Source organism: Curtobacterium flaccumfaciens, from assembly GCF_018598405.1.
Lineage (GTDB): Bacteria > Actinomycetota > Actinomycetes > Actinomycetales > Microbacteriaceae > Curtobacterium > Curtobacterium aurantiacum.
The window spans coordinates 182,000-206,910 of record NZ_JAHEWS010000001.1 but is presented as its reverse complement, the minus strand read 5'-3'; the positions used below and the strand labels follow the sequence as shown (position 1 = coordinate 206,910).

General features: G+C 71.5%; 28 protein-coding genes. 19 read left to right on the top strand and 9 right to left on the bottom strand.

All coding sequences use genetic code 11. The annotated features are described in order from the left end of the window. Window positions 1-62: 62 nt before the first annotated feature. Entirely contained in the window at window positions 63-1,421 is a 1,359-nt protein-coding gene (locus KK097_RS01015; protein ID WP_214543391.1) for an APC family permease, read from the bottom strand. A 201-nt stretch (window positions 1,422-1,622) separates the two neighbouring features. Here KK097_RS01015 and KK097_RS01010 point away from each other — a divergent pair, with 201 nt between their 5' ends. From KK097_RS01010 to budC, 3 genes are all read left to right on the top strand, one after another. After that, window positions 1,623-2,390, top strand: coding sequence for an HAD family hydrolase (locus KK097_RS01010; RefSeq protein ID WP_214543390.1), 768 nt, complete (start codon window positions 1,623-1,625; stop codon window positions 2,388-2,390). A 77-nt stretch (window positions 2,391-2,467) separates the two neighbouring features. Next, a complete protein-coding gene (locus KK097_RS01005; RefSeq protein WP_214531042.1) occupies window positions 2,468-4,978 on the top strand; it encodes a glycoside hydrolase family 65 protein in 2,511 nt (836 codons plus the stop codon). A gap of 176 nt (window positions 4,979-5,154) precedes the next feature. Continuing rightward, window positions 5,155-5,922: a meso-2,3-butanediol dehydrogenase gene (budC, locus tag KK097_RS01000; protein ID WP_214543389.1), complete on the top strand. Its 768-nt coding sequence runs from the start codon at window positions 5,155-5,157 to the stop codon at window positions 5,920-5,922. A gap of 12 nt (window positions 5,923-5,934) precedes the next feature. Here budC and KK097_RS00995 read toward each other — a convergent pair whose 3' ends face one another. Next, window positions 5,935-6,450, bottom strand: coding sequence for a DUF1697 domain-containing protein (locus KK097_RS00995; RefSeq protein ID WP_214543388.1), 516 nt, complete (start codon window positions 6,448-6,450; stop codon window positions 5,935-5,937). A gap of 26 nt (window positions 6,451-6,476) precedes the next feature. Next, complete coding sequence (locus KK097_RS00990; protein WP_250896304.1) at window positions 6,477-6,740, bottom strand: hypothetical protein; 264 nt, start codon at window positions 6,738-6,740, stop codon at window positions 6,477-6,479. Between the two features lie 103 nt (window positions 6,741-6,843). Here KK097_RS00990 and KK097_RS00985 point away from each other — a divergent pair, with 103 nt between their 5' ends. From KK097_RS00985 to KK097_RS00975, 3 genes are read left to right on the top strand one after another with little or no spacing between them, the layout of a single operon-like run. After that, window positions 6,844-7,308 carry a prevent-host-death protein gene (locus KK097_RS00985; RefSeq protein ID WP_214531049.1) on the top strand — a complete coding sequence of 155 codons (465 nt, stop codon included), beginning with the start codon at window positions 6,844-6,846 and terminating at the stop codon, window positions 7,306-7,308. A 4-nt stretch (window positions 7,309-7,312) separates the two neighbouring features. Continuing rightward, on the top strand, window positions 7,313-7,657 hold the full coding sequence (locus tag KK097_RS00980; RefSeq protein WP_214543386.1) for a hypothetical protein: 345 nt from the start codon (window positions 7,313-7,315) through the stop codon (window positions 7,655-7,657). A 39-nt stretch (window positions 7,658-7,696) separates the two neighbouring features. Next, complete coding sequence (locus KK097_RS00975) at window positions 7,697-8,149, top strand: hypothetical protein (RefSeq protein WP_017887957.1); 453 nt, start codon at window positions 7,697-7,699, stop codon at window positions 8,147-8,149. Between the two features lie 131 nt (window positions 8,150-8,280). On the opposite strand, the gene KK097_RS00970 is transcribed toward KK097_RS00975, so the two are convergent. Continuing rightward, window positions 8,281-9,756 (bottom strand): NCS2 family permease, encoded by a 1,476-nt coding sequence (locus KK097_RS00970; RefSeq protein WP_214543385.1) that lies wholly within the window; start codon window positions 9,754-9,756, stop codon window positions 8,281-8,283. Between the two features lie 157 nt (window positions 9,757-9,913). Between KK097_RS00970 and folE the strand changes: the two genes are divergently transcribed. From folE to KK097_RS00945, 5 genes are all read left to right on the top strand, one after another. Next, window positions 9,914-10,525, top strand: coding sequence for a GTP cyclohydrolase I (gene folE / locus KK097_RS00965; protein ID WP_214543480.1), 612 nt, complete (start codon window positions 9,914-9,916; stop codon window positions 10,523-10,525). Then, window positions 10,522-11,457, top strand: coding sequence for a dihydropteroate synthase (folP, locus tag KK097_RS00960; RefSeq protein WP_214543384.1), 936 nt, complete (start codon window positions 10,522-10,524; stop codon window positions 11,455-11,457). Before folE ends, folP begins: the two co-directional genes overlap by 4 nt. After that, a complete protein-coding gene (locus tag KK097_RS00955) occupies window positions 11,454-12,203 on the top strand; it encodes a pyrimidine reductase family protein (protein ID WP_307858320.1) in 750 nt (249 codons plus the stop codon). Before folP ends, KK097_RS00955 begins: the two co-directional genes overlap by 4 nt. A 56-nt stretch (window positions 12,204-12,259) precedes the next feature. Continuing rightward, window positions 12,260-12,913, top strand: a complete 654-nt coding sequence (locus KK097_RS00950; protein ID WP_214543383.1) for an HAD-IA family hydrolase — start codon at window positions 12,260-12,262, stop codon at window positions 12,911-12,913. A gap of 434 nt (window positions 12,914-13,347) precedes the next feature. Beyond that, complete coding sequence (locus KK097_RS00945; RefSeq protein WP_071245566.1) at window positions 13,348-13,890, top strand: type 1 glutamine amidotransferase domain-containing protein; 543 nt, start codon at window positions 13,348-13,350, stop codon at window positions 13,888-13,890. Between the two features lie 35 nt (window positions 13,891-13,925). Here KK097_RS00945 and KK097_RS00940 read toward each other — a convergent pair whose 3' ends face one another. Continuing rightward, a complete protein-coding gene (locus KK097_RS00940) occupies window positions 13,926-14,543 on the bottom strand; it encodes a molybdenum cofactor biosysynthesis protein (RefSeq protein ID WP_214543382.1) in 618 nt (205 codons plus the stop codon). A gap of 226 nt (window positions 14,544-14,769) precedes the next feature. On the opposite strand from KK097_RS00940, the gene KK097_RS00935 reads away from it, so the two are divergent. The 4 genes from KK097_RS00935 to KK097_RS00920 are packed head-to-tail and all read left to right on the top strand — an operon-like array spanning window position 14,770 to window position 17,468. Further along, window positions 14,770-16,413 carry an AlkA N-terminal domain-containing protein gene (locus tag KK097_RS00935; protein ID WP_214543381.1) on the top strand — a complete coding sequence of 548 codons (1,644 nt, stop codon included), beginning with the start codon at window positions 14,770-14,772 and terminating at the stop codon, window positions 16,411-16,413. Next, entirely contained in the window at window positions 16,410-16,922 is a 513-nt protein-coding gene (locus KK097_RS00930; protein WP_214543380.1) for a methylated-DNA--[protein]-cysteine S-methyltransferase, read from the top strand. Before KK097_RS00935 ends, KK097_RS00930 begins: the two co-directional genes overlap by 4 nt. 28 nt (window positions 16,923-16,950) lie before the next feature. Continuing rightward, window positions 16,951-17,211: a type II toxin-antitoxin system prevent-host-death family antitoxin gene (locus KK097_RS00925; protein WP_071250100.1), complete on the top strand. Its 261-nt coding sequence runs from the start codon at window positions 16,951-16,953 to the stop codon at window positions 17,209-17,211. Next, window positions 17,208-17,468 carry a type II toxin-antitoxin system RelE family toxin gene (locus KK097_RS00920; RefSeq protein WP_071250103.1) on the top strand — a complete coding sequence of 87 codons (261 nt, stop codon included), beginning with the start codon at window positions 17,208-17,210 and terminating at the stop codon, window positions 17,466-17,468. Before KK097_RS00925 ends, KK097_RS00920 begins: the two co-directional genes overlap by 4 nt. Window positions 17,469-17,472: 4 nt before the next feature. On the opposite strand, the gene KK097_RS00915 is transcribed toward KK097_RS00920, so the two are convergent. Together KK097_RS00915 and KK097_RS00910 are read right to left on the bottom strand one after the other, a co-directional pair. Continuing rightward, window positions 17,473-18,066 (bottom strand): TetR/AcrR family transcriptional regulator, encoded by a 594-nt coding sequence (locus KK097_RS00915; RefSeq protein WP_214543379.1) that lies wholly within the window; start codon window positions 18,064-18,066, stop codon window positions 17,473-17,475. A 9-nt stretch (window positions 18,067-18,075) separates the two neighbouring features. Further along, entirely contained in the window at window positions 18,076-18,642 is a 567-nt protein-coding gene (locus tag KK097_RS00910; RefSeq protein ID WP_214543378.1) for a hypothetical protein, read from the bottom strand. A 211-nt stretch (window positions 18,643-18,853) separates the two neighbouring features. Here KK097_RS00910 and KK097_RS00905 point away from each other — a divergent pair, with 211 nt between their 5' ends. From KK097_RS00905 to KK097_RS00895, 3 genes are all read left to right on the top strand, one after another. Beyond that, window positions 18,854-19,675 (top strand): alpha/beta fold hydrolase, encoded by an 822-nt coding sequence (locus KK097_RS00905; protein ID WP_214543377.1) that lies wholly within the window; start codon window positions 18,854-18,856, stop codon window positions 19,673-19,675. Window positions 19,676-19,693: 18 nt separating this feature from the next. Further along, window positions 19,694-20,566, top strand: coding sequence for an HAD family hydrolase (locus tag KK097_RS00900; protein WP_214543376.1), 873 nt, complete (start codon window positions 19,694-19,696; stop codon window positions 20,564-20,566). Window positions 20,567-20,761: 195 nt separating this feature from the next. Further along, window positions 20,762-22,237, top strand: a complete 1,476-nt coding sequence (locus tag KK097_RS00895; RefSeq protein WP_214543375.1) for an APC family permease — start codon at window positions 20,762-20,764, stop codon at window positions 22,235-22,237. A gap of 146 nt (window positions 22,238-22,383) precedes the next feature. On the opposite strand, the gene KK097_RS00890 is transcribed toward KK097_RS00895, so the two are convergent. After that, complete coding sequence (locus KK097_RS00890) at window positions 22,384-23,136, bottom strand: LysE/ArgO family amino acid transporter (protein ID WP_214543374.1); 753 nt, start codon at window positions 23,134-23,136, stop codon at window positions 22,384-22,386. Between the two features lie 70 nt (window positions 23,137-23,206). Here KK097_RS00890 and KK097_RS00885 point away from each other — a divergent pair, with 70 nt between their 5' ends. After that, window positions 23,207-24,121, top strand: a complete 915-nt coding sequence (locus KK097_RS00885; protein ID WP_214543373.1) for a LysR family transcriptional regulator ArgP — start codon at window positions 23,207-23,209, stop codon at window positions 24,119-24,121. Here KK097_RS00885 and KK097_RS00880 read toward each other — a convergent pair. Continuing rightward, window positions 24,112-24,891 (bottom strand): Fpg/Nei family DNA glycosylase, encoded by a 780-nt coding sequence (locus KK097_RS00880; RefSeq protein WP_214543372.1) that lies wholly within the window; start codon window positions 24,889-24,891, stop codon window positions 24,112-24,114. The genes KK097_RS00885 and KK097_RS00880 overlap by 10 nt on opposite strands. Between the last annotated feature and the right edge of the window lie 20 nt (window positions 24,892-24,911).

Here is a 24,911-nt window from a genome sequence, read left to right as displayed (position 1 = left end):
TGACCGGCGGACGCACCACGGGCCTCCAGACGGTCTGCCTGGAGGCCCGTGGTGCGTCGGCATCAGTGGATCACGCCCGCCTCGTGGTCGCGTCCCGAACGGCGCCCGGTGAACCGGGCGACGAAGTACAGCACCACGCCGACGGCGAGCAGGATCGCGGCGTAGAGCCAGACCTGACCGCTCTGCTGCGTGAGCAGCAGGATGCACGACAGCACCCCGAGCACCGGGACGAACGTCCAGACCCTGAAGTGGTCGTGCTCGACGTGGTCGCGGCGGAGCACCAGGACGGCGACGTTCGTGCTGATGAAGACGAAGAGCAGCAGGAGCACGACGGTCTCGGCCAGCACGCCCACGTCACCGACCAGGGTGAGGAGCATCGCGACGACGGTGGTGGCGACGATGGCGGTCCACGGGGTCTTCCGGTTCGGCAGGACCTTCGCGAGCAGGGCAGGCAGGAGTCGCTGTTCGGCCATCCCGTACGTCACGCGACTCGACATGATCATCGTGAGCAGTGCGCCGTTCGCCACGGCGATCAGTGCGATGAGGCTGAACACCCAGTCGGGGATCGGGACGCCGGTCGCGGAGACGACGGCCAGGAGGGGACCGCTGGACTCGGACAGCTCGGACGCGGGGAGGGCGATGGAGCTGGCGAGCGCGACCAGGACGTAGACGACGCCGGCCGTGGCGAGGGCGCCGAACAGGGCCTTCGGGTAGACGCGGCGGGGTTCGCGGACCTCTTCCGCGATGTTCGCGGAGGTCTCGAAGCCGACGAACGAGTAGTAGGCGACGATCGCGGCGCTCAGGGTCGCGAGCGCGGGGTTCGCGTCGGCCGGGAACTCCCCGATGCGCGAGACGTCACCGCCACCGCCACCGAGCATCACCGCGACGACCACGATCACGATGACGAGGCCGGAGACCTCGATGATCGTCATCACGACGTTGCTCTTGAGGGAGTCGGAGATGCCGCGGGCGTTCAGGCACGCGATCAGGGCGAGGAACACGATCGCGGTGGGGACCGGCGGCAGGTCGACGAAGGTGCCGAGGTAGTCGCCGGCGAAGGCGAGCGACAGCCCGGCGGCGCTCGTGACACCGGCCGCGAGCATGCTGAAGCCGACCAGGAACGACACGATCGGCGACTTGTACGCGCGCTCGGCGAAGACCGCGGCGCCACCGGCCTTCGGGTACTTCGTCACCAGTTCGGCGTAGGAACCCGCGGTGAGCAGGGCCAGCAGCAGCGCGAGGACGAGCGGTGCCCAGAGCGCACCGCCGACGTCCTTCGACAGGGTCCCCATCAGGGCGTAGATGCCGGCGCCGAGCACGTCGCCGAGGATGAAGAGGTACAGCAGCGGGCCGGTGATCGCCTGGCGGAGCTTCGACTGCGTGCCGTCGTGGTGTGGTGCGGCCGTGGTGTCGCTGGTCATGGTGGTGCCTTTCGTCCGGGTCAGCGTGCCGGTGCGTGTCTCCGAGCCCTCACAGGTGGACCGTGGTCGCCGGTGCTCCTCCACACCCGGGGGGCGGGTGAACTCTCTCCACAGGGCGCAGCGCCTCCGGACGTGCTGACTGGAGCGGTCCTAGACTCGGCGGGAGCCATTCGTCCACCACCAGTCCCCGGAGGACCGCAGATGACGACGCAGGACCAGCGCACACCCGCGCGACTCAGTGACCAGCGAGCGCTCCTGTTCGACCTCGACGGCGTGCTCACCCCGACCGCCGACGTCCACATGCGGGCCTGGAGCCGGCTGTTCACGCCGTACCTCGCCGCGCACGGGGTCGCGCCGTACACGGAGCAGGACTACTTCACCTTCATCGACGGCAAGCCCCGGTACGACGGTGTGCGCTCGCTGCTCGCATCTCGGGGCATCGACCTGCCCGAGGGCGCCCCCGACGACGCGCCCGACACCGACACCGTGTGCGGTCTCGGCAACCGGAAGAACGCGGAGTTCACCGCCGAGCTCGACGAGCACGGCGTCGAGCCCTACCCCGGCTCGCTGCGCTTCCTCACCGCCGCCATCGCCGCCGGCATGTCGGTGGCGGTCGTCTCCAGCTCGGCCAACGCCACGTCGGTGCTCCGGACCGCCGGCATCCTCGACCGGTTCCCGGTGGTCGTCGACGGACTCGTCGCGCGCCAGGACGGTCTGACCGGCAAGCCAGCGCCCGACACCTACCTCGACGCGGCGACCCGGTTCGGACTCACCGCAGCCGAGTGCGTCGTGGTCGAGGACGCCACGAGCGGGGTCGAAGCCGGCCGCAACGGTTCGTTCGGTCTCGTCGTCGGGGTCGACCGTGGTGCCGGGGCGGACGCCCTGCGCGAGCACGGTGCCGACGTCGTGGTGTCCGACCTCGCCGAACTCATCGACCAGCTGCCCGCACCGGCCACGCGCACGGACTAGGCACACACCGGCCGGAACCGTTCCCCGCCTGCCGGCCGCAGCGACGCACCCATCTCCCTCCCTCCCCACGGAGCAGCATGAACCCCATCACCTCGGACCCCCTCGACCGCGTGCGGTACCCGATCGACGAGTGGGCACTCGTGGAAACCGAGTACGCCCCCGACGAGCAGGGCGTCGCCGAGACGAACTTCGCCGTCGGCAACGGGTACCTCGGCCTGCGCGGCAACCTCGACGAAGGCCGTGGCGGCGTGCAGTACGGCACGTACATCAACGGCTTCCACGAGACCTGGCCGATCCGGCACGCGGAAGACGCTTTCGGCTTCGCGAAGACCGGGCAGACGATCATCAACGCGCCCGACGCCAAGGTGATCCGCCTCTACGTCGACGACGAGCCGCTCGTGCTGGCCGAGGCCGACATCCTCCGGCACACGCGCCGTCTGGAGTTCCGTGGCGGGTACCTGTTCCGCGAGACCGAGTGGTCGACGCCCTCGGGCAAGCGGGTGCTCATCCGCTCGCGGCGGCTCGTGTCCTTCGCCGACCGGCACCTCGCGGTCATCGACTACGAGGTCACCGTGCTCGACGCGGACGCCTCGATCCTGTTGTCCAGCCAGATCCTCAACCGCCAGGACGTGCAGGACGAGTACCACGCGGGCATGCGGGCCGCGGCGAACGCCTTCGACCCTCGCAAGGCCGAGTCCTTCACCGAGCGCGTGCTCGTCCCGAAGATCAAGCGGAGCACCGGTGGGCGCTCGGTCCTCGGCTACCAGGCGTCCAGCTCCGGCATGACGATCTGCGTCGGGGTCGAGCACCACATCGAGACCGAGAACAGCTGGGACGAGTCGTCGTCGATCGAGGACGACCTGGCGAAGCACGTCTACCGGGTGCAGGCCCGAGCCGGTCAGCCCATCCGGCTCGTGAAGCACGTGGTCTACCACACCTCCCGCGGGGTGCCCGTGCGCGAGCTCGCCGACCGCTGCGAGCGCACGCTCGACCGCGCACACGCCGAGAACGTCGACGAGACCTTCGCGAAGCAGCGCGAGTGGCTCGACGACTACTGGGCCCGCAGCGACGTCGAGATCGCCGGTCAGCCCGCGATCCAGCAGGCCGTCCGCTGGAACCTCTTCCAGTTGGCGCAGGCCACCGCCCGCACCGACGGCCACGGCATCGCCGCGAAGGGTGTCACCGGCTCCGGCTACGGAGGCCACTACTTCTGGGACATGGAGATCTACGTCCTGCCGTTCCTGTCGTACACGGCGCCGATCGTCGCCCGGAACGCCCTGCGCTTCCGCTACAACATGCTCGACGCGGCACGGGCTCGGGCCCGCGAGCTGAACCAGCGCGGCGCTCTGTTCCCGTGGCGGACGATCAACGGTGAAGAGTCCAGCGCGTACTACGCCGCCGGCACCGCGCAGTACCACATCGATGCCGACATCTCGCATGCGCTCATGCAGTACGTCCGGGCCTCGGGCGACCGCGAGTTCCTGAAGCGCGGCGCCATCGACGTGCTCGTCGAGACCGCGCGGCTGTGGGCAGACCTCGGGTTCTGGCGGTCCAACGGCGACAAGAAGTTCCACATCGACGGCGTCACCGGGCCGGACGAGTACACCACCGTCGTCGACGACAACCTCTACACGAACGTGATGGCGCGGGCGAACCTGTGGTTCGCCGTCAACGCCTGCCGTGAGCTCGCCGCCGACGACGCCGAAGAGTACGACCGCATGGTGCGCCGGACGGGTCTGCGGCCCGACGAGCTCGTCGAGTGGGAGCACGCGGCCGAGTCGATGGAGATCCCCTTCGACCCGCACCGTGGCATCCACCCGCAGGACGCCCAGTTCCTCGACAAGGAACTCTGGGACCTCGAGAACACCCCCGAGTCCAAGCGTCCGCTGCTGCTCCACTACCACCCGCTGGTGATCTACCGGTTCCAGGTGCTCAAGCAGGCCGACGTCGTGCTCGCGCTGTTCCTGCAGGGGCACGAGTTCACGGCCGCCGAGAAGCGTCGCGACTTCGACTACTACGACGCGCTCACCACCGGCGACTCGACGTTGTCCGCGGTCGTGCAGTCGATCATGGCGGCCGAGGTCGGCTACCACGACCTCGCCGACCAGTACTTCCAGACCGCGCTCTACGTCGACCTGGCGGACCTGCACGGCAACACCTCGGACGGCGTGCACATCGCGTCGACGGGTGGCATCTGGGGTGCGCTCGTCAACGGCTTCGGTGGCATGCGCGACCACGGCGGACGCATGACCTTCAACCCGCGGCTGCCGAAGCACTGGGACCGTCTGACGTACCGCCTGACGGTGCGCGGCTCGCGGGTCCGTGTCGACCTCGAGCAGGACACCATGACGCTCACGGTCGAGACCGGTTCGGGCTTCACGGTGTGGGTGCACAACCAGCAGTGGGACATCGAGGCGGGGGAACCCACCGTGGTGCCGATGCCGCACCACGGACCGCGGATGTCCGGGCACGCCCCGACCACGAGCGACATCCAGGGCACGCTGCGGGCGGACGGCTCGGTCATCACCGCGTCGATCCCGACGATCTCGCTCGAGCGCGACTTCGACCTCGACGACTCGACCGGCTGACCCCTCGTCACGTTCGCTCGTCGCCCCGGTCCCGCCTCGCGGTGCCGGGGCGACGTGCGTTCTCGGGCCCCGGCGCCTCCGAACGCGTCCAGTCGGCCCGGGGCACCGTGGTCTGCCGTGCCCCTCGGGTCGATGGCGTCTCCCCGGGCACGGTTCGTGCAACGAGAGGAGACATCATGGGCAACCGGTTCGAGGGCAAGGTCGCGATCGTCACGGGAGCGGGGTCCGGCATCGGCGAGGCGACGGTGCGGGCGTTCATCGACGAGGGCGCGTCGGTCGTGCTGACCGACAGCGTCGAGGAGAAGGTGCGGGCGGTGGGCGACTCCCTGCCGACGCACCGGGTCGTCGCCCTGCACGCCGACGTGGCGAGCCCGGAGGACTGGGAGACCGTCGTCTCGGCGGCGATCGACCGCTTCGACCGGCTCGACGTCCTGGTGAACAACGCCGGGACCTTCAGCTCGGGCGACATCACCGACATCAGCACGGCGGAGTGGCGCCGGGTCATCGAGACCGACCTGTCCGGCGTGTTCTACGGCACGCGGGCGGCCCTGCCGTTCCTCCGTGAGACGAAGGGCTCGATCGTCAACACCTCGTCGGTCTCCGGTGAGGACGCCGACTGGCGGATGAGCCCCTACAACGCGGCGAAGGGTGGTGTGACGAACTTCACCAAGGCCGCTGCGCTCGACAACGGGCAGTTCGGCGTCCGCGTGAACGCCGTTGCTCCAGGACTCATCTGGACGGACCTGACCCAGGAGCAGGCGGAGGACGAGTCGCTGCAGTCGAAGTTCACCGAGCGCATCGCCCTCGGCCGCGGGGGTCGCTCTGCCGAGGTCGCCGAGGCGATCCTGTTCCTGGCCAGCGACGCGGCCTCGTTCATCACGGGCGCGGTCCTGCCGGTGGACGGCGGCACCATGGCGAGCAACGGGCAGCCGCCGCAGGCTTGACGCCGATCCGGATCACAGGAGCTTCCGCAGGGTGTTCGTGTTGCGGGTCGTCGTCGTGCGCTTGAAGCGTGCGGCGCCGGCCCGCTTGGCGAACACGGTGTCGGTGCTCGACCCCTTCGGACACGACCAGTAGACGACCCCGTTCCCGCGGGCGACCTGCTCGACCGAGTCGTCGAGTTCGAGGTCCGCGACCAAGGCGTCGAGCGCACCGTCGTCTGACCCGAACACGACGTAGTCGTGCCGTTCGTCGGCACGTTCGAAGGGGAACCCGTCGACCACGGCCGCGAGGGCGTCGTGCCGGACGAGCACGATCCAGGCGTCGTACCCGAACCGGTCGCGCAGCCCCTGCTCGATCGAGGTCTTGAGCTGCTCGGGGGGCAGGTCGGCTGCGAACACGACGTTGCCCGAGGCGAGCACGGTGCGGACGTCGTCGAGCCCGAGCCCTCGGAAGAGCTCCGCGAGCTCGGCGCTCCGGATCGTGATGCCGTTCACGTTGACGCCGCGCAGCAGCGCCACCCACCTGTCCATGCCCGGACGGTAGCGGTCCGGGCCGCTCACGTCCACGTCCGGGCCACGCCCCAACCGGCACCCTGCGGGACGATGTCGACCACCAGAGCCTCACCGTCGTCGTCGCTGGTCGCCTGGAACCGCCAGCCCACGGTGCGCTCGGGTGCGTGGGTGATGGCGGTGGGCAGCTCGGCGCGCGTCACGGTCAGCCTGGTGGGGGTGTCACTCACCCGCCAGCGCCGTCCGGCCCACACCAGCCGCGTCGGCGTGCCCTCGGCCCACCGCACGGTGGCGGCCGTCTCGGTGATCATCATTGGGTCTCCTCGTTCGAACGTGTGTTCGAATGGTAGGCGGCGACCACTGACTGAGCAACCGACCGTTGCGTTCAGAACACGTTCTGAATACGCTTGATCCATGACCCTCGTCGCTCCGCCCCGATCCCGCCGGTCGGTGCAGTCTTCAGACCTCTCCCGCCACGCCAAGCAGGTGTTCGCAGCGGCGGAGGAAGCTCCGCTCGAGGTGACGCGTCGGGACGGGAAACCCCTCGTCCTCACCACGAAGGAACGGTCCGACGACGACGACGCGGTCCTGGACATCGCGGCGCAGCTGATCGCTGCGGTGACGCTCAACGAGCAGCTGCCGCTCCACGATCGGCTGGCGATCCCGTACCCGTGGATCAAGCTCCTGAGCGCAGCAGACCAGCAGCGCTTCGCGCGGGAGATCGTCGACGTCGCCCGTGGTTCGTTCTCACTCCGGCAGCCGCGCCGGCTCCTGCTCGAGATGCAGGCGTGGCGCAACAGTGCCGAGGCGATCGCCGCGGGCTGGGACACCGGAGAGCCGGAGATCCTCGCTGACCCGATCCGCGTCGAGAAGCCCTGACGCGGTGGCGGGCCGGCGCGGCGGGGTCCCCCGGCCGATCCGTTCGACGGAGTACACGATCGTCTTCGGGACGCGTGGCGCGGAACAGGGATGGCGCGATGTGGTGGCGGTGCAGCGGAACGCCGTCACTGCCGCGTGGGATCGGCTGACCACGGATCCGTTGACCGAGGACCTGTCCTGCCACGCCCTGCGCGGTGAACTCGGTGTGGTTCGACACTCCGGCCGGGAGTGGACGCGTCGTCAGTTCGAGCTGAAGCGCGGCGCCCGGATCTGGTTCACGGTCGACGTGGATGACCGGGTGGTGTGCATCACCGACGTGCACACCCACCACCCCAACCAGACGAAGTGACTGCGCTCGGCCTCGGCAGCCGTCGTGTAGACGGGACCCATGACGAACGACGCACAGGGCCCCGACGCACAGCACCAGGTTCCCGAGGGGGTGTCCGAGGCCACGGTCGAGGCGCTCGGCAGCCTGTCCGCCGCGGTCGAGGTCATCGAGCACGCCCGCGGTCTGCTCTACGGGTTCCACCGGCTGACCGGCACCGCTGACCTGAACCTCGGTGAGGCGGTCGAGCAGCTGCGGAAGGCCGGGCACACCGAGCTCGCCGAGCGCATCGACACCGAACTCGTGGGCCGCAACGTCATCGCGGGCCGCTGGACGTTCCAGATCGTCGAGGACTACGACGACGGCTACTACGCCCTCGCCAAGGAGCTCGAGCGCACCGCGCGCGACGAGCTCGTGCAGGGCCGCCGCCACCTGTTCGAGGCGGGCATGAAGGAAGACCGTCGCACCCAGGACCAGCGCCACCACGAGGCGACGCCGAGCGACCTGCCGGACTGAGCACGGGCCTCCAGGCCGGAGACGCCGGTGTCGTGCGGAGACGCCCCGGAAACGTCGAGACGCCGCCGGATTCGGCGGCGTCTCGATGACACGACGGCGTCTCGCGCCAGGCCCCAGCCCAGCAGCAAGCGTCAGCCGACGCCGAGCAACGCCTCCAGCGGCCCCCGCGCGAAGTACAGCAGGAAGCCCGCGGCGACCACGTAGAGCAGCCACGAGACCTCACGGCCACGGCCGGACAGCAGCTTGATGAGCACCCAGCTGATGAAGCCGGCGCCGATGCCGTTCGCGATCGAGTATGTCAGCGGCATGACGACGATCGTCAGGAACGCCGGCAGGGCCGAGCCGAAGTCCGACCACGAGATGTCCGCGACCTGCGCGACCATGAGCGCACCGACGACGACGAGTCCGGCGGCGGCGACCTCGAGCGGGACGACCTGGGTGAGCGGCGTGAGGAACATCGACGCCAGGAACAGCAGCCCGGTGACGACCGAGGCCATGCCGGTGCGGGCGCCCTCGCCGATGCCGGAGGCCGAGTCGATGAAGACGGTGTTCGACGACACCGAGGCGCCACCGCCGGCGATCGCGCCGACGCCCTCGACGACGAGCGCCGACTTCAGGCGGGGGAACGTGCCGTCCGGCTTCGCGACACCGGCGGCCTTCGCCATGCCGGTCATGGTGCCCATCGCGTCGAAGAAGTTCGTGAAGACCAGGGTGAAGACGAGCATCGACGCGGCGAGCGGGCCGATGCGGGTGAAGGCACCGAAGACGTCGGCGTGGCCGACGAGCGACAGGTCCGGCACGGCGAACAGGGCGCTCGGCAGGCCGGGGGCGTTGAGGTTCCAGCCGGTCTTCGAGTCGACCGAGGTCGGCACCTGGAAGATCGCCTGCAGGATGATCGCGATGATCGTCGTCGCGACGATGCCGATGAGCAGCGCACCCTTGACCCGGCGGGCCATGAGCGTGCCGATGATGATGAGGCCAATCAGGAACACGATGGTCGGCAGGGCGCCGACGGAGCCGTCCTCGCCGAGCTGCAGCGGCGGCGACGCGAGCCCGGAGGAGCGCACGAAGCCGGAGTCGACGAGCCCGATGAACGCGATGAACAGGCCGATGCCGACGGTGATCGCAGCCTTGAGCTGGGCCGGGACGGCGGTGAAGATCATCGTCCGGATGCCGGTCAACGCCAGGATCACGATGATCACACCGTTGATGACGACCAGACCCATCGCCTCGGCCCAGGTGACCTGCTGCACGACGCTGACGGCGAGGAACGAGTTGATGCCGAGCCCCGCGGCGATGCCGAACGGCAGGTTCGCGATGATGCCCATCGCGATGGTCATGACGCCCGCGACGAGGCCGGTCGCCGCCGCCACCTGAGCGTTCTCGAGCCAACCGCCGCTGACGTCCTTCGCGGCCTGGTCGGCGCTGAACCCACCGAGGATGAGGGGGTTGAGGATGACGATGTACGCCATCGTCACGAAGGACACGACACCACCGCGGACCTCGCGGGGGATCGAGGATCCGCGTTGCGTGATGGAGAAGAATCGATCGAGGCCGGTCGCGAAGCGGTTCCGGGGCGTGGTGTCGGTCTGCGGGGCGCTCACCACGAGAGTTTAAAGGACGCTGGGTTTCGAGCGTGTCACATGGGTCTCACAGGTTGGAGCAGCCGGGAGGCCCGTCCCACGCCGTCCGCGAGCCTCGCGCTGGGTGTCCGCTCGCGTTCTCCGGCCAGGGCTGGTGTTGGATGAGCGGGTGACGTCACGCATGGACCGTGCCCGCGTCGAGGCCGCCGTGCGCGAGCTGCTGCTCGCCATCGGAGAGGATCCCGACCGCCCCGAACTCACCCGCACTCCGGCCCGGGTCGCCGACTCGTACGCCGAGTTCTTCGCGGGGATCGGCACCGACGCGGTCGCCATCGCCCGCGACGGCACGGTGCACGCCGAGGACGGGGAGCGCGGCGAGCTCGTGATCGTCCGCGACGTCAAGTTCCGATCGGTCTGCGAACACCACCTGCTGCCGTTCCTCGGCGTCGCGCACCTGGCGTACGCACCGGGCGACCGGCTCATCGGGCTCGGCACGCTGGCCAGGGTGCTCGACGCGGTGGCCTCCCGACCGCAGCTGCAGGAGCGACTCGGCGAACAGGTCGCCGCGACCATCGCCGAGGGGCTCGGTGCCGAGGGGGTCCTCGTGGTCCTCGACGCGCAGCACCAGTGCGTCACGACGCGTGGGGAGCGCCAGACCGGTTCGACGACCGTGACGGTGGCGGCGACCGGTTCGTTGGCCGACGCCGCGGGGCGGGCCGAGGCGATCGCGCTCATCGGCGCGGGGCGTGCGACCGGCGACGGGCACGACGTGAGCACCGGGGCGGGCGAATGACGGGCCTCCAAAGCGTCTCGGGTGCACCGGGCACGGCTGGACCCGGCTGGGTCGTGCCGGACCTGCGCCACCCGGTCCGGACGCTCGGTCGCCGCACCATCGACTTCGACCACCGCATCGCCGTGATGGCGATCGTGAACCGCACCCCTGACTCGTTCCACGACCGCGGCGCGACCTTCGAGCTCGACCGGGCCGTCGCGGCCTCGGTCCGCGCAGCGGAGCAGGGTGCCGACTGGGTCGACATCGGCGGCGTGAAGTTCGCCCCCGGCCCGGAGCTGCCGGCCGCCGACGAGATCGACCGGGTCGTGCCCGTCGTCGAGCAGCTCGCGCAGGAGTCCGACGTCGTCATCAGCGTCGACACCTTCCGGCCCGAGGTCGCCGCAGCGGCGATCGCTGCCGGGGCCAGCGTCGTCAACGACACGACCGGCCTGTCCGACCCGCGGATGGCCGCCGTGGTCGCCGACTCCGAGGCCACCGTCGTCATCACGCACTCGCTCGCAGCACCGCGCCAGCGACTGCCGGCTCCGCCGCAGTACGCCGACGTCGCGGGGCAGGTCGTGGCGTTCCTCCGCGAACGGGTCGACCGGGCGCTCGACGCCGGCATCCCCGAGTCACGGATCATCGTCGACCCGGGCCACGACCTGCACAAGAACACCGTGCACACGCTCGAACTCACCCGTCGGCTGCCCGAGGTCGTCGCGCTCGGCTACCCGGTGCTCGCCGCGGTGTCCAACAAGGACTTCGTGGGGGAGTCGCTCGGACGCCCCCGTGGTGAACGGCTTGCCGGATCGCTCGCCGTCGCGACCGTGAGCGCGATGCTCGGCGCCCGGATCGTCCGCATGCACGACGTCGCCGAGAGCGTCGACGCGATGCGGATGGTCGAGGCCACACTCGGCTGGCGGACCCCGGTGGAATCGAGGCACAACACGTGAACGTCCTGCCCCCGTCGATCGCGGACCTGTCCGACGACGACCTGCTCGAGCTCTACACCGCCGACGCCGGGGACCCCTGGCTCCGGGTGAACTTCGTCGCGACGCTGGACGGCTCTGCCTCGGCCGCCGGGGTGTCCGGATCGCTCGGCGGCGACGACGACCTGCGCGTCTTCGACCTGCTCCGCCGGGTGGCCGACGTCGTGCTCGTCGCCGCCGGCACCGTCCGCGACGAAGGCTACGGGCCGATGGTCCTGCACGACGCCGACGTCGCCTGGCGGCGGGCGCACGGCAAGCCGGACCACCCCGTGTTCGCGATCGTCACCGGGTCGCTGTCGCTCGACCCGGGGTCTCGGGTGTTCACCGAGGCGCCGGTGCGGCCCATCGTCCTGACGTCGGCGACGGCAGCCGCTTCGTCGACGGGCCGGGTGCTCGCCGAGGTCGCCGACGTCGTGCCCTGCAGCGCGGACGACGACCCGGACTCGGTCGACGCCGGACGGATCCGTGGCCTGTTGTCCGACCGTGACCTCGGGATGATCCACTGCGAGGGCGGGCCGTCGTTCCTCGGGGCACTCATCGCAGCCGACGCCGTCGACGAGCTGACCCTGACGATCGACCCGTCGCTCGAGGGCGGCGAGGGGCCGCGCATCGCCCGCGGGTCGTCCCCGGAACTCCGGCGGATGCGCCCGGCGCACGTGCTGCGCGGTGCGGGCGACGTGCTGCTCACCCGGTACGTCCGGGCGCGCTGACCCCGGTCGCGCGCTGACCACCGGGACGGTCGGGCCCGTGGACTAGGGTCGGGCGCGTGATCGACATCGTGGCGTCCGGGGTCCTCTTCGACATGGACGGGACCCTCGTCGACTCGACCGCGGTGGTCGAGGCCACCTGGACCCGGTTCGGCCACGCGAACGGCATCGACCCCGACGAGATCCTCGCGTTCTCGCACGGGCGGCAGGCGATCGACACCCTGCGCCGCTTCCTGCCCGACCTGCCCCTCGCCGAGCAGCAGCGGATCGCGGCGGAACTCGTCGCCGAGGAGACCGCGAGCACCGAGGGCATCCTCGAGATCCCCGGTGCCGTCGCCTTCGTGCAGCGGCTCGTCGAACTCGGCGTCCCGGTCGCCCTCGTGACGAGCGCGCCGCGTGACCTCGCCGCGGGCCGGATGGCGGCCGCCGGGTTCGCCGTGCCCGCGGCCTTCGTGCCCTCGGAGGACGTCGAGCACGGCAAGCCGCACCCCGACGGCTACCTGCGCGGTGCCGCTCTGCTCGGCGTCGACCCGGCCGACTGCGTGGCGTTCGAGGACGCCCCCGCCGGGCTCGAGTCCGCCATCGCCTCCGGTGCCACCACGGTCGTCGTCGGTCCCCTCGAACACCCGGTGACCGACGGGCTGCACCGCATCCCCGGCTACGACGGGCTCACCGTCGAGCGCGACGGCGACGCCTTCCGCATCCGGGGCTGAGCGCGGCACCCGTCCTGGACGCCCCGCCGGTCAGGACACCCCGCCCGGCCTGCGCCGAGTGGTCAGGAACCGTCGGCTGCGCCGCGGCCAGCCGACGCTTCGTGACCGCCAAGCGGACGTGAGCGGGGTGTCGCGACCGCTCGGATGGCGGCCTGGAGGCCCGTGGCGGGCCCGCACCGCGCCTCCAGGCCGCCGGTGGGCGCGTCCACGGCGCCTCGCCGGCTGGTCAGGACACCCCGCGCGGCCTGCACTGAGTGGTCAGGAACCGTCGGCTGCGCCGCGGCCAGCCGACGCTTCGTGACCGCCCGGCGGATGTGAGCGGGGTGTTGCGACCGCCCGACCCGGCACCCGAGCGGCCCCTGCACGCGTGCCCAGCGGGCCCCGACGACCCTCGGGTGCGCGGCCGGAACGACCGGGCCGCGGAAGGAGCGATCATGGCAACCCTCGACGGCAAGAAGATCCTCGTCATCACGACGAACTACGGCGTGGAGCAGGACGAGATCGTCGTCCCCACCGAGCAGCTGCGTGAGCGCGGTGCCTCGGTGACCGTGGCGGCGAAGGAGACCGGCACGATCCAGACCCTGGTCGGCGACAAGGACCCGGGGCAGACCCTCGAGCCCGACACCACCATCGCCGGTGTGGACGCGAAGGACTTCGACGCCCTCGTGATCCCCGGTGGCACGATCAACGCCGACACGCTGCGCCAGGAGTCCCGCGCGGCGACGCTCGTACAGGCCTTCGCCGAGGCGAGCAAGCCGGTCGCGGCGATCTGCCACGGCCCGTGGACGCTCGTCGAGGCGGGTGTGCTGTCCGGCAAGACCGTCACCTCGTTCCCGTCGCTGCAGACCGACCTGCGCAACGCCGGAGCCGAGTGGGTCGACCAGGAGGTCCAGGTCGACGGCGGCTTCATCACCTCCCGCACCCCGGACGACCTGCCGGCGTTCGTCGACGCGATCGAGAGCGCCCTCACCGCCTGAGCGTCGGGCAGCCGCCGCGCCGGCCGGCGACCGCGTCAGTCGAGCGCAACGGGGCGAGCCGTGCGGAGCACCGCCGGACCGAGGGTGAGCACACCGTCGGACTCCGGGTCGCACCGCACGCCGCCCCGGCCGCGCATCGCCCGGAACGCCCCGGGTGCCACCTCGTGGTCCATCCAGGCGCAGGGATTCGCCGCCCGGTAGCCGCGGAACCGGACGGCACGACCGAGGGCGTCGCTACCGTCGCCACCGGGGAGCAGGCTCTCCAGCGAGAACGGCTCGCCCCGCAGCGCCTCGACGTCGGCGCCCCGCAGGAACACGTTCCGCCGCGTCGCCGCGGGGTCGACGGTCGCACCGATCGCCGCACCGACCGCCTCGAGCCCCTCCAGCCCGATCAGGGTGACGGAAGCGTGCACGTGCGCCCGGGCCGCGAAGTAGCGGTCCCCGATGATGCCCAGCCCCGCCCGGAGTTCGATGCGATCGCGTGACTCGTCCGGATCGTCCGCTCCCACGGGCCGTGCGCCGTCCGTCGGGCGTCCCTCGTACCGGTGCCGCGGCGAGACGAGCAGCAGCGCGATCTCGACCTCGGTCCGGAACGGCAGGTCGTCGGGACCGACCCGGTCGCCGGGACCGGCCACGTCGTCTGCGGGAGTCATGCGGCCAACGCTAGCCGGGCCTCCAGATCGAGCGGTTCTGTGTGGACACGGTGAGACGCCGTCGTGTCCCTGGGACGCCGCGCGCTCCGCGAGACGCCGCGAGATTCGGAGGCGTCTCGCGCACATGGAGGCGTCAGGATGACACGCCGGCGTCTTCTGCCCGACCGCGCACCGCTCCGTCCGATTCCCGCCAGTCGCGGTCGGTGGCGCGTGTCAGGCTGAGCCCATGACCAGCCCGGACACCGACGCGCAGCCGGACGCGCTGCACGCCGAACGCCACCGAGCCGTCGCCTCGCGCGACGCGCGGTTCGACGGCCAGTTCGTCACCGCCGTGCACTCCACCGGCATCTACTGCCGACCGAGCTGCCCGGCACGCACGCCGAAGGTCACCGGCGTCACCTTCTACCGGACGAGCGCCGCGGCGCACCTCGCGGGCTTCCGCGCCTGCAAGCGCTGCCTGCCCGAGGCGACGCCCGGCAGCCCGGAGTGGGACCTGCGCGAGGACGTCGCCGGTCGCGCGATGCGGCTCGTCCTCGACGGCGTCGTCGAGCGTGACGGCGTCCCCGGACTCGCGGCGCGCGTCGGGTACTCGGAGCGGCAGCTCAACCGCATCATGACGGCCGAGCTCGGTGCCGGACCGAAGGCACTCAGCCGGGCGCACCGTGCGCAGACCGCGCGGACCCTGCTGACCTCGTCCGACCTGCCCGTCGCCGACGTCGCGTTCGCCGCGGGCTTCACCAGCGTCCGACAGTTCAACGACACCGTGCGCGAGGTCTTCGCCGTCACCCCGACCGAGCTCCGCGCACGACGGTCCGGGCGAGGCGACGGTGCCACCGGCGGCTCCGGCGGCTCCGGCGGCTCCGTCGGCTCCGGCGGCTCCGTCGGTGACGGCGGTGACGGGGCACTGCACGTCCACCTGCCGGCCCGGGCACCCTTCGACGCGCAGGGCCTGCTCGACTGGCACGCGCTGCACTCCCTGCCGGGAACGGAGCAGGTGGACACCGACCCCGCCGGCCGGGTCACGTCGTACGGACGGCTGCTCGACCTGCCTGGAGGCCCGGGCTGGTTCAGCGCGTCGGCCGCAGTCCCCGACACGGCCGGGCGGGGCACCGGCATCGACCTGCGCGTGCGGGTCACCGACCTCTCCGACCTGCCGGCGCTCGTGGCCCGTGTCCGAGCACTGTTCGACCTCGACGCCGACCCGGTCGCCGTCGACGCCGTCCTCCGAGCCGTCCCCGAACTCGCCGAGCGCGTCGCCCGGGTGCCCGGCCTCCGACTCCCCGGCGCGGTGGACGCGCACGAGGTCGTGTTCCGCACCCTGATCGGCCAACAGGTCTCGGTGGCCGCAGCGCGCACCGCGCAGACCCGGCTCGTGGCCGCACTCGGTGCGCTGGCACCGGACGCGATCCGGCCCGGCGGGCTGCTGTTCCCGTCGGCGGCGGTGATCGCGGCCCGTGGGCACGGGGCCCTGCGTGGTCCGGCGGCGCGTGTCGACACGATCCTGCGGGTGGCTGCGGCGCTCGCCGACGGGTCCCTGGTGGTGGACGGTGGGCAGTCCCTCGGTGACCTGCGCGACGGACTCCTCGCGGTGAAGGGCATCGGCCCGTGGACCGCCGACTACGTCGCGCTGCGGGTCCGGCACCACCCCGACATCTTCCTCCACAGCGACCTCGCGGTGCGGAACGGTGCACAGGAACTCGGGCTGCCCGGTACGGCTCGTGAGCTCTCCCTATGGTCGGAGCAGGTGGCCCCCTGGCGGAGCTACCTCACGATGCACTGCTGGCGACCGATCATCGACCGCGCGATGACGACGACCGCCGGTGCCCGTGCAGCCCGTGCCTCAAAGGACCCCCGGAAGGACGACCGATGACCGACGCAACCATCCAGACCCTGGACACCCCCGACGGGCCGTTCACCGTGCTCGAAGACGCCGAGGGCAGGGTCCTCGCCTCCGGGTGGACCGACTCCGTCGAGCGGATCCTCGCCCGCCTGGCCGATCGCCACCGCCCCGACCGCGTGCTCGACGGCGTGGTCGCCTCGGTCGAGGCCGTCGACGCCTTCTACTCGGGCGAGGTCGAGCACGCCATGCAGGTGCCGGTCCGGCAGTTCGGCACCGAGCTCTTCACCGAGGGGTGGCGCCAGCTCCGCCGGATCCCGGCCGGCGGCACCCTGACCTACACCGGGTTCGCGGCGGCGATGGGCCGGCCCGACGCAGTGCGGGCGGCGGCGAGCGTGTGTGCCCGGAACGCCCCGGCGCTGTTCGTCCCGTGCCACCGGGTGCTGCGCTCGGACGGCACGCTCGGGGGCTTCGCGTGGGGGCTCGACGTCAAGCGGTCCCTGCTCGAACGGGAGTCGGTCGGTACCACGGCACTCGTCTGACTTGTACAAAACGCTCTAGAATGTACAGGTGAGCGAAGTGTCGATCTCCGAAGCCCGTGGCCGTCTGGCGTCGATCATCGACGACGCCCGACACGAACCCGTCTACCTGACCCGGCGCAACAAGCGCGTCGCGGCCGTCGTCGACGCGGCCGTCCTCGACCGGTTGCTCGAGGCGGCTGAGGACCTGGACGACCTGAAGGCGGTGGAAGAGGCCCGACTCGAGAACGAGCGCATCGGCGGCGAGAACGTCAAGTGGGAGGACCTCAGGCGCGAACTCGGTCTGGGATGACCTACGACATCGAGTTCGAACCGAGTGCGGGGCGTGCCATCCGCAAACTACCGCCACATGCCCGACGACTCGTCGAAGGGGTTCTCGCGATCCTGGCTGACGAGCCACGTCCACCCGCGGCTCGTCGACTCGTCAACAGCCCGGAATGGCGTGTCCGGGTCGGTGACTACCGCGTGATCTACCTGATCGACGACGGGCGGCTCGTGGTCGTCGTCGTGCGCGCCGGGCATCGGCGTGAGGTCTACCGGGGTCGCTGAGGCATCAGGCGAGCGCGCCGCGCAGGCTGTCCACGTGCAGTTCGACGAGCGCCAGGACGCGCTCGGGCGCACGTGCCGTCGGATCCCACGTGTGCTCGATCGCCAGCCCGTCGATCAGCGCGTGCAGCCGGTCGGCCTCGTCGGTCAGGTCGCGATCGGCGCCGAAGCTGCCGTCTTCACGTAGGACCTCCAGCGCCCGGGTGCACACCCGGCGGACCCCGTCGTTCAGCCGTCGGGCGCTCGCGGCCAGGTGTTCGTCGGTGCGCGCGAGCACGCCGAGCTGCACCTGCGCCAGGATCTCGGTCGTGCGCTCGGCGTCGAGTGGCAGCACCTGGGCGAGGACGTCCAGCGCGCGGGCGCGGCCGGTCGAGCGCAGGGCCGTGAGCCGAGCGATGACGCGCTCCTCGATGATCGTCAGGCAGTGCTCCCGCAGTGCGTGCTGCGTCGGGAACACCCGCCGGAGTGACGCCGGGGCGATGCCAGCCTCGTCCGCGACGTTCCGCACCGACAGGGCACCCAGGCCGTCCCGCTCCAGGATCCGCAGGCAGGCCGCGGCCACCAGGGATCCCCGTTCCTCGAGGTCGACACGGCGTGGCACCGGGTCAGCCTACGGCCGGCTCGACGGTCCGGCCGGGCTCGCGGCTGCGGTGGCGGTCCGGCGCGGCCAGATCGTGTAGCTGATCGCCCAGAGCAGTTCGATGCCCAGGATCACCCCGAGCAGCGCGACCGTGCCCTGCAGTTCGCTCGTGCGTTCCGGGTCCCCGACCACGAGGACGAGCGCACCGATGACCCCACCGGCGATCAGCACGGCGAGCCCGGTCCGCAGCACGTCGCCCCAGCACCGGGCCGTGTGCCGCCGTCCGCTCAGGCGTTCCGGTGCCGGGCCACCGGCGAACCGGTGCGTGAACCGGACGTCGGCCCAGGCGATCATCCGGTGCCCGTACGCGACCGAGAAGCCGATGTAGATCGCCGCGAGTCCGTGGTGCCACGAAGCGGTCCCGCCACCGAGCAGGTCGACGGTGACGACCGCGAGCAGCGCGAGGTCGATCACGGGTGCTGCGACGAGCAGCGCCGCCCCCAACCGAGGACGTCGCAGCAGGTACCGGGTGGTCAGGCCGCCCAGGATCGCGACCCAGAACGCGATCTCGCAGACGATGATGGCGATGAGCGTCACGGGGTCCCCGATGCAGTGGCGTTGGCGTATGAGTACAGGTGTACTCAAACAGCATGGCACGGCGACCCACGCGGTGTCGAGCGGCGGTGTTCTGCCCCTGGAAGCGGGGGGAGACACGGACTCCCACGCCTGCGACACTCGGAGGACCGGTAATCCGCACGGTCCCCTCCGAGGCCCGACGCATCGCCGTCGACAGCCCGCAAAGGACCCCATGCTCCCTCCCGTCGACCGAACGGTCGTCTCCTCCGACGGCACAGCCATCGCCGTCTCCGAGGCCGGGGACGGACCGGCGGTCGTCGTCGCGGGGGGCGCCTTCGACCACCGGGGGACCCCGTACCTCGACCGCGTGGTCGCCGAGCTCGGATCCTCCCACCGCGTCGTGACCTACGACCGCCGTGGCCGCGGTGCGAGCGGCGACTCGGCGTCGTGGGCGATCGAGCGTGAGGTCGACGACCTGCGCGCCGTCGTCGAGAGCATCGGCGCACCGACCACCGCCGTCGGCATCTGCGTCGGCGCCGGTGTCGTGCTGCACGGGCTCGCCACCGGACTGCCCGTCGACGGCGCCGTCCTGTGGGAGCCGCCGTACCGCGCCTCGGTCGACCCGCACGCCGACGACGTCGTCTTCGCCGACCTGCTCGACGAGCACGTCGGTGCCGGCCGCCGCGCCCAGGCCGTCCGCGGCTTCCTGACCCAGGTGCTCGGCGTCCCGATGGGCCAGGTGACCGCACTCCGGCTCAAGGGCTCGCTCTGGAGGTCTCTCGTCGTCGACGCCCACGTGCTCAGCCGCGATGTCCGGGTGCTGAACGGCCTCGCCGTCCCCGAACGGGTCGCCGCAGCGGTCGGGGTCCCGGTGCTCGTCGGTGCCGGTGGCGACGGACTCGAGTGGATGCGCCGTGCGGCCCGTGCCGTCGTGGACGCCGTCCCGGGGTCGGAGTACGCCGAGGTGCCCGGGCAGGGACACGTGCCCGACCCGAAGGCCCTCGGGGCGCTGGTCGACCGCGTCCGCGACCGGATCGTCTCGCCCAGCAGCTGACTGCGAGAGGATGGACGGGTGAACGCACCCCGCCTCGGTCTCCTGCTCGACGTCGACGGGCCCATCGCCAGCCCGGTCTCCCGCACCATCGCGATCCCGAGCATCGTCGCGGACCTCGTGGCGCTCGCCGCCGAGGGCATCCCGATCGTCTTCAACACCGGTCGCAGCGACGCGTTCATCCGCTCCGAGGTCGTCGGCCCGCTGCTCGCCGGTGGGCTCGCCGAGGGCGGGCGGGTGCACGCGGTCTGCGAGAAGGGCGCCGTGTGGTGCTCGATCGGCCCGCAGTACGACGGCGGCATGGGCGAGCTGACCGTCGCCGAGGACCTGGCGCTGCCGCGTGACTACGCCGACGAGATGCGCGAGCTGGTCCGCGCCGAGTACGCCGACCTGGTGTTCTTCGACGAGACGAAGCGCGCCATGGTGTCGATCGAGCAGCGCGTCGAGGTACCGAACGCCACGTACCTCGCCCGCCAGCCGGAGTTCGACGCGAAGGCGATGGCCGCGCTCGAGCGTCGGGGGCTCGGCGTCCGACGCCTCGACGACGTCCGACCCGATACCGACGGTGCCGTGCAGTGGCGGATCGACCCGACGATCATCTCGACCGACGTCGAGTCCGATCGCAGTGGCAAGGACCTCGGCGCCGAACGCTCGCTCGAGCTCCTCGCGCAGGACGGCGAACTCCCCGTCGCCTGGCGCACCATGGGCGACTCCCGGAGCGACTACGCGATGGCGGACTGGCTGCACGAGCACGGCCACGACGTCGCGCACGTCGACGTGCGTCCCGCCGACGGTGTGCCGGTGACGCCCTACCCGGTACTCACCGCGCCCGACGGCGTGATCCACGACGAGGCCGGCGCGCGGTTCCTGTCGGACTGGCGCGCCGGCCGCTGACGCAACCCGTGGCCCGCTGACGCACCCCGCGGCCCGCTGACGCACCCCGCGGCCGCAGGCTGCGCGCCGGACCGGTGCCGGGCCTCCCGTCCGTCGCCGGACCGAGCCACCGTCCGGCCGGACGCTTTGCGTGACACGCTGGCACACCAGTACCCTTCCGAGGTCCGCCGCCCAGCCGATGACGGGATCCACCCCATGGCAACGAAGCTCCGCATCAAGTCGATCGAGGCCTCCCTGGCCGATTCCGAGGAGCAGGGCAGGTCCCTGAAACGCTCCCTGAAGACGTTCGACATCGCCGCGATGGGGATCGCGGTCGCCGTCGGTGCGGGCATCTTCTCGGTCGGCGCCAACGCCGCCGCGAACTTCGCAGGGCCCGGCGTCATCATCTCCTTCCTGCTCGCCGCCGTCACCTGCGGCCTGGCGATCATGTGCTACGCCGAGTTCGCGTCGACGATCCCCGTCGCCGGCTCCGCGTACACGTTCACCTACGCCACGATGGGCGAGCTGCTCGCCTGGATCGTGGGCTGGGACCTCATCCTCGAGACCCTCACCGCCAGTGCCGTGATCGCGAAGTACTGGGGCATCTACCTCAGCGAAGCGTTCGGGGTCTTCGGCGTGGACCTGCCGAGCACGATCCAGCTCGGCCCGATCCCGTTCACCTGGGGGCCGGTGCTCATCGTGGGCATCTTCACGGTGCTCCTCGCCTTCGGTACCCGCCTGTCGTCGCGGGTGTCGGCCGTCATCACGGTCATCAAGGTCGCCATCGTCGTGTTCGTGATCGTCGCCGGTGCGTTCTTCGTCAAGGCCGCGAACTTCACCCCCTTCATCCCGCCGGCGGAGCCGACCAAGGGTGCCGAGGGCAGCGTGTGGACCCAGTCGCTCGTGTCGTGGTTCACCGGTGCGGAGCCCGCGCAGTACGGCGTCTTCGGCCTGCTCGCCGCGGCGTCGCTGGTGTTCTTCGCCTTCATCGGGTTCGACGTCGTCGCCACCAGTGCCGAGGAGACCGAGAACCCGCAGAAGACGCTGCCCCGCGGCATCTTCATCGGCCTCGGCATCGTGACGCTGCTCTACGTCGGCGTCAGCATCGTCATCACCGGCATGGTCTCGTACCAGCGCCTGGCCGAGGAGGACACGCCGTCGCTGGCCTCGGCGTTCACCATCGTCGGGCTGCCGTGGGCCGCCGGCATCATCGCCATCGGTTCCCTGATCGGGCTGACCACCGTCGTCATGGTGCTGCTGCTCGGTCTGTCCCGCATCGTGTTCTCGATGAGCCGCGACGGCCTGCTGCCGCGCTGGTTCTCGAAGACGAACCCGAAGACGCAGACCCCGGTGCGCGTCCAGGTGGTCGCCGGTGTCGTCGTCGCCCTGCTGGCCGGGTTCACCGCGGTCGACAAGCTCGAGGGCATGATCAACATCGGCACACTGTCCGCGTTCGTCCTGGTGTCGATCGGCATCATCGTGCTGCGTCGTTCGCGGCCGGACGCCCCGCGGGCCTTCCGGGTGCCGTGGTCCCCGGTGCTGCCGATCATCTCGGCGGTGCTGTGCTTCTGGCTGATGCTGAACCTCGAGGTCGAGACCTGGCTCCGGTTCGTCGTCTGGCTGGCGATCGGCTTCGTCATCTACTTCGGCTACAGCCGTCGCCACAGCCGCGTCGGCCAGGGCATGCAGTAGGGGCCGTTCCGCGGGTCAACCTGGCCCGCAAAACACCGGTGTTCGCACGTTGCACACCCGCAGACCGCGGCGCGACGTGTGGACACCGGTGTTTTGCATCCACCGCCCGCCGCCCGCCGCCCGCCGCGCCGCGCGCCGCCGCGCCGCTACGCGCCGGCGAGCAGCAGCACGCCGAACGCGAGCATCACGACGGCGACCAGGCCGTCGAACACCCGCCAGGTCAGCGGCTTCTCGAACAGCGGCCGGAGCAGCCGCCCGCCGAACCCGACGCCGGCGAACCACAGGCAGCTCGCCGCGACGGCACCGATCGTCCACAGCCACCGGTGGTCCGCGCCCTGCTGGTTCGCCACCGACCCGAGGAACACCAGCGTGTCCAGGTAGACGTGCGGGTTGGCCCACGTGAAGACGAGCATGGTCAGCACAGCCGTCCGCATGGTCACCACCTGGCCGGGAGGCACGGTGCGCGTCCGCCCTGCCGCCACCGTCCCGGCACGGTCGCCACCACTGCCCGCAGCAGCCCCTGCGCGGGCGGCGTCGCCACCGGCTGTCCGCTCCGGAACACCGTCGTCGGCGGCCTCGTCCGCGACCCGCATCGCATCCCCCGAGGGCCGCAGCGCCCGCCGCGCCGCGAGCACCCCGTAGGCGAGCAGGAACGCGGCACCGACGAACCGGATCACCAGCAGCGCCACGGGGAACCGCTCGACCACGGCACCGACGCCGAGCACCCCGGCGACGATGAGCAGCGCATCCGACAGGGCACACACCACGACCGCAGCGGCCACCACCCGGAGCCCGGCACTGACGGCGAGGCGGAGCAGGTAGGTGTTCTGCACGCCGATCGCGACGATGAGGGCGAGCCCGGTGCCGAGGCCGGAGAGCAGGGGGAGGAGTTCCGTCACGTCCCCGACGCTAGGCCCCGGGCGGCGTGCAGTACAGCTCATGTTCCTGCACCGCCGTAAGCTCAGCTGCATGCCACGGTTCCAGCGCGAACACCTCGAGACCCTGCTCGCGGCCGTCGACCACGGCACGCTCGACGCCGCGGCCCGCGCGCTGGCGATCACCCCGTCCGCGGTGTCCCAGCGGATCAAGTCGATGGAACAGCAGGTCGGACGGGTCCTGCTCCAGCGCACCACCCCGGTGCACCCGACCGCCGACGGCGAGGTGGTCCTCCGGCACGCGCGACAGGTCCGCCTGCTCGACGAGGAGACCTCCCGCGCACTCGGCGGCGGATCGTCGCTGGTGCCCTCGATCCCGCTGGCCGTGAACGCCGACTCGCTCGGCACCTGGTTCCTCGACGCCCTCGCCCTCGTGCGGGCCGACACCGAGGTGGTCTTCGACCTGCACCGTGAGGACCAGGACCGGACCGCCGAGCTGCTCCGCGCCGGCACGGTGATGGGTGCGGTGACGGCCGAGGCGGACCCGGTGCAGGGCTGCTCGTCGGTGCCGCTCGGCATCGACCGCTACCGGGCGGTGGCATCGCCGACCTTCGTCGCCCGGTACCTCGGCGACACGGGGACCGAGCGGCGGATGCTCCGACGGCTCGACGAGGTCCCGCTCGTCGACTACGACCGTGACGACGACCTGCAGCAGGGGTACCTGCGCCAGGTCCTCGGGCACGCCCCCGGAGGCCCGCGCCACTTCGTCCCGACCTCGGCGGACTTCGCCCGAGCCGTCACGCTCGGCTTCGGGTGGGGGCTGCTGCCCGAGGCGCAGTGCCTCGAAGCGATCGAGCGCGGTGTCCTGGTCGAGCTGGCTCCGGGCCGGCACGCCGACGTGGCGCTGTGGTGGCAGCGTTGGAACCTGGCGTCGCCGCTGCTCGAACGGGTCACCGACGCCGTCCGAACGACCGCGGCGTCGCGCCTGCACCCGGCGCGTCAGCTCTGACAGCGCGGACACCAGTAGGTGTCGCGCAGGGTGAGCTCCGAGTCGCCGAGTTCGCCGTGCCGGATCGGGGTCCCGCACCGAAGACAGGGCTTGCCGGCGCGGCCGTAGACCCAGAACCGCCCGCCCGGGCGGTCGACGCCGGTGGTCACGCGCGCACTGCGGTCCCGGTTCGCCAGGATCAGCCGACTGGCGAGTGTGATCGTCCGCGCCGGGTCGGGAACCTGTCCCACCGGACGCGTCGGCAGCACGCCGCGCAGGAAGCAGAGTTCGTTCCGGTACACGTTGCCGAGCCCGGCGAGCACCCGCTGGTCGAGCAGCGCCAGCCCGACCGGGCGCTCCGGGTCGGCCGTGAGGTTGGCGAGGGCCAGGTCGGCGTCCCAGTCGGGCCCGAGCAGGTCCGGCCCGAGGTGTCCGACGACCTCGGACTCCTGGTCGCGTGGGACCACTTCGAGCACCCCGAGCGCGAAACCGACGGTGGAGACCCCCTCGGCGCCCAGGACCGCCCGCGCCTGGTGTGCCGGCCGTCGCCAGCGGTCACCCGGCGCGTAGACGTCCCACCGGCCCTCCATCTTGAGGTGCGAGTGCACGGTCAGGTCGCCGATGCGGTGCAGCAGGTGCTTGCCGCGGGGGATGACCTCGTCGACGGTGCGGCCGACCAGGTCGAGGGTGGCGAACGCGGGCACACGGAAGTCGCTCGTGGTCAGGACCTTGCCCGCGAGCGCGGTGTGCAGGCGGCGGGCCGCCCGGTAGACGGTGTCGCCTTCAGGCACGGGTCACCTCCGGCACGTGG

Coding starts and splice junctions, on each gene's coding strand:
- KK097_RS01015 (WP_214543391.1), bottom strand. CDS start 1,421: ATGACCAGCGACACCACGGCCGCACCACACCACGACGGCACGCAGTCG.
- KK097_RS01010 (WP_214543390.1), top strand. CDS start 1,623: ATGACGACGCAGGACCAGCGCACACCCGCGCGACTCAGTGACCAGCGA.
- KK097_RS01005 (WP_214531042.1), top strand. CDS start 2,468: ATGAACCCCATCACCTCGGACCCCCTCGACCGCGTGCGGTACCCGATC.
- budC (WP_214543389.1), top strand. CDS start 5,155: ATGGGCAACCGGTTCGAGGGCAAGGTCGCGATCGTCACGGGAGCGGGG.
- KK097_RS00995 (WP_214543388.1), bottom strand. CDS start 6,450: ATGGACAGGTGGGTGGCGCTGCTGCGCGGCGTCAACGTGAACGGCATC.
- KK097_RS00990 (WP_250896304.1), bottom strand. CDS start 6,740: ATGATCACCGAGACGGCCGCCACCGTGCGGTGGGCCGAGGGCACGCCG.
- KK097_RS00985 (WP_214531049.1), top strand. CDS start 6,844: ATGACCCTCGTCGCTCCGCCCCGATCCCGCCGGTCGGTGCAGTCTTCA.
- KK097_RS00975 (WP_017887957.1), top strand. CDS start 7,697: ATGACGAACGACGCACAGGGCCCCGACGCACAGCACCAGGTTCCCGAG.
- folE (WP_214543480.1), top strand. CDS start 9,914: ATGGACCGTGCCCGCGTCGAGGCCGCCGTGCGCGAGCTGCTGCTCGCC.
- folP (WP_214543384.1), top strand. CDS start 10,522: ATGACGGGCCTCCAAAGCGTCTCGGGTGCACCGGGCACGGCTGGACCC.
- KK097_RS00945 (WP_071245566.1), top strand. CDS start 13,348: ATGGCAACCCTCGACGGCAAGAAGATCCTCGTCATCACGACGAACTAC.
- KK097_RS00940 (WP_214543382.1), bottom strand. CDS start 14,543: ATGACTCCCGCAGACGACGTGGCCGGTCCCGGCGACCGGGTCGGTCCC.
- KK097_RS00935 (WP_214543381.1), top strand. CDS start 14,770: ATGACCAGCCCGGACACCGACGCGCAGCCGGACGCGCTGCACGCCGAA.
- KK097_RS00930 (WP_214543380.1), top strand. CDS start 16,410: ATGACCGACGCAACCATCCAGACCCTGGACACCCCCGACGGGCCGTTC.
- KK097_RS00920 (WP_071250103.1), top strand. CDS start 17,208: ATGACCTACGACATCGAGTTCGAACCGAGTGCGGGGCGTGCCATCCGC.
- KK097_RS00905 (WP_214543377.1), top strand. CDS start 18,854: ATGCTCCCTCCCGTCGACCGAACGGTCGTCTCCTCCGACGGCACAGCC.
- KK097_RS00895 (WP_214543375.1), top strand. CDS start 20,762: ATGGCAACGAAGCTCCGCATCAAGTCGATCGAGGCCTCCCTGGCCGAT.
- KK097_RS00885 (WP_214543373.1), top strand. CDS start 23,207: ATGCCACGGTTCCAGCGCGAACACCTCGAGACCCTGCTCGCGGCCGTC.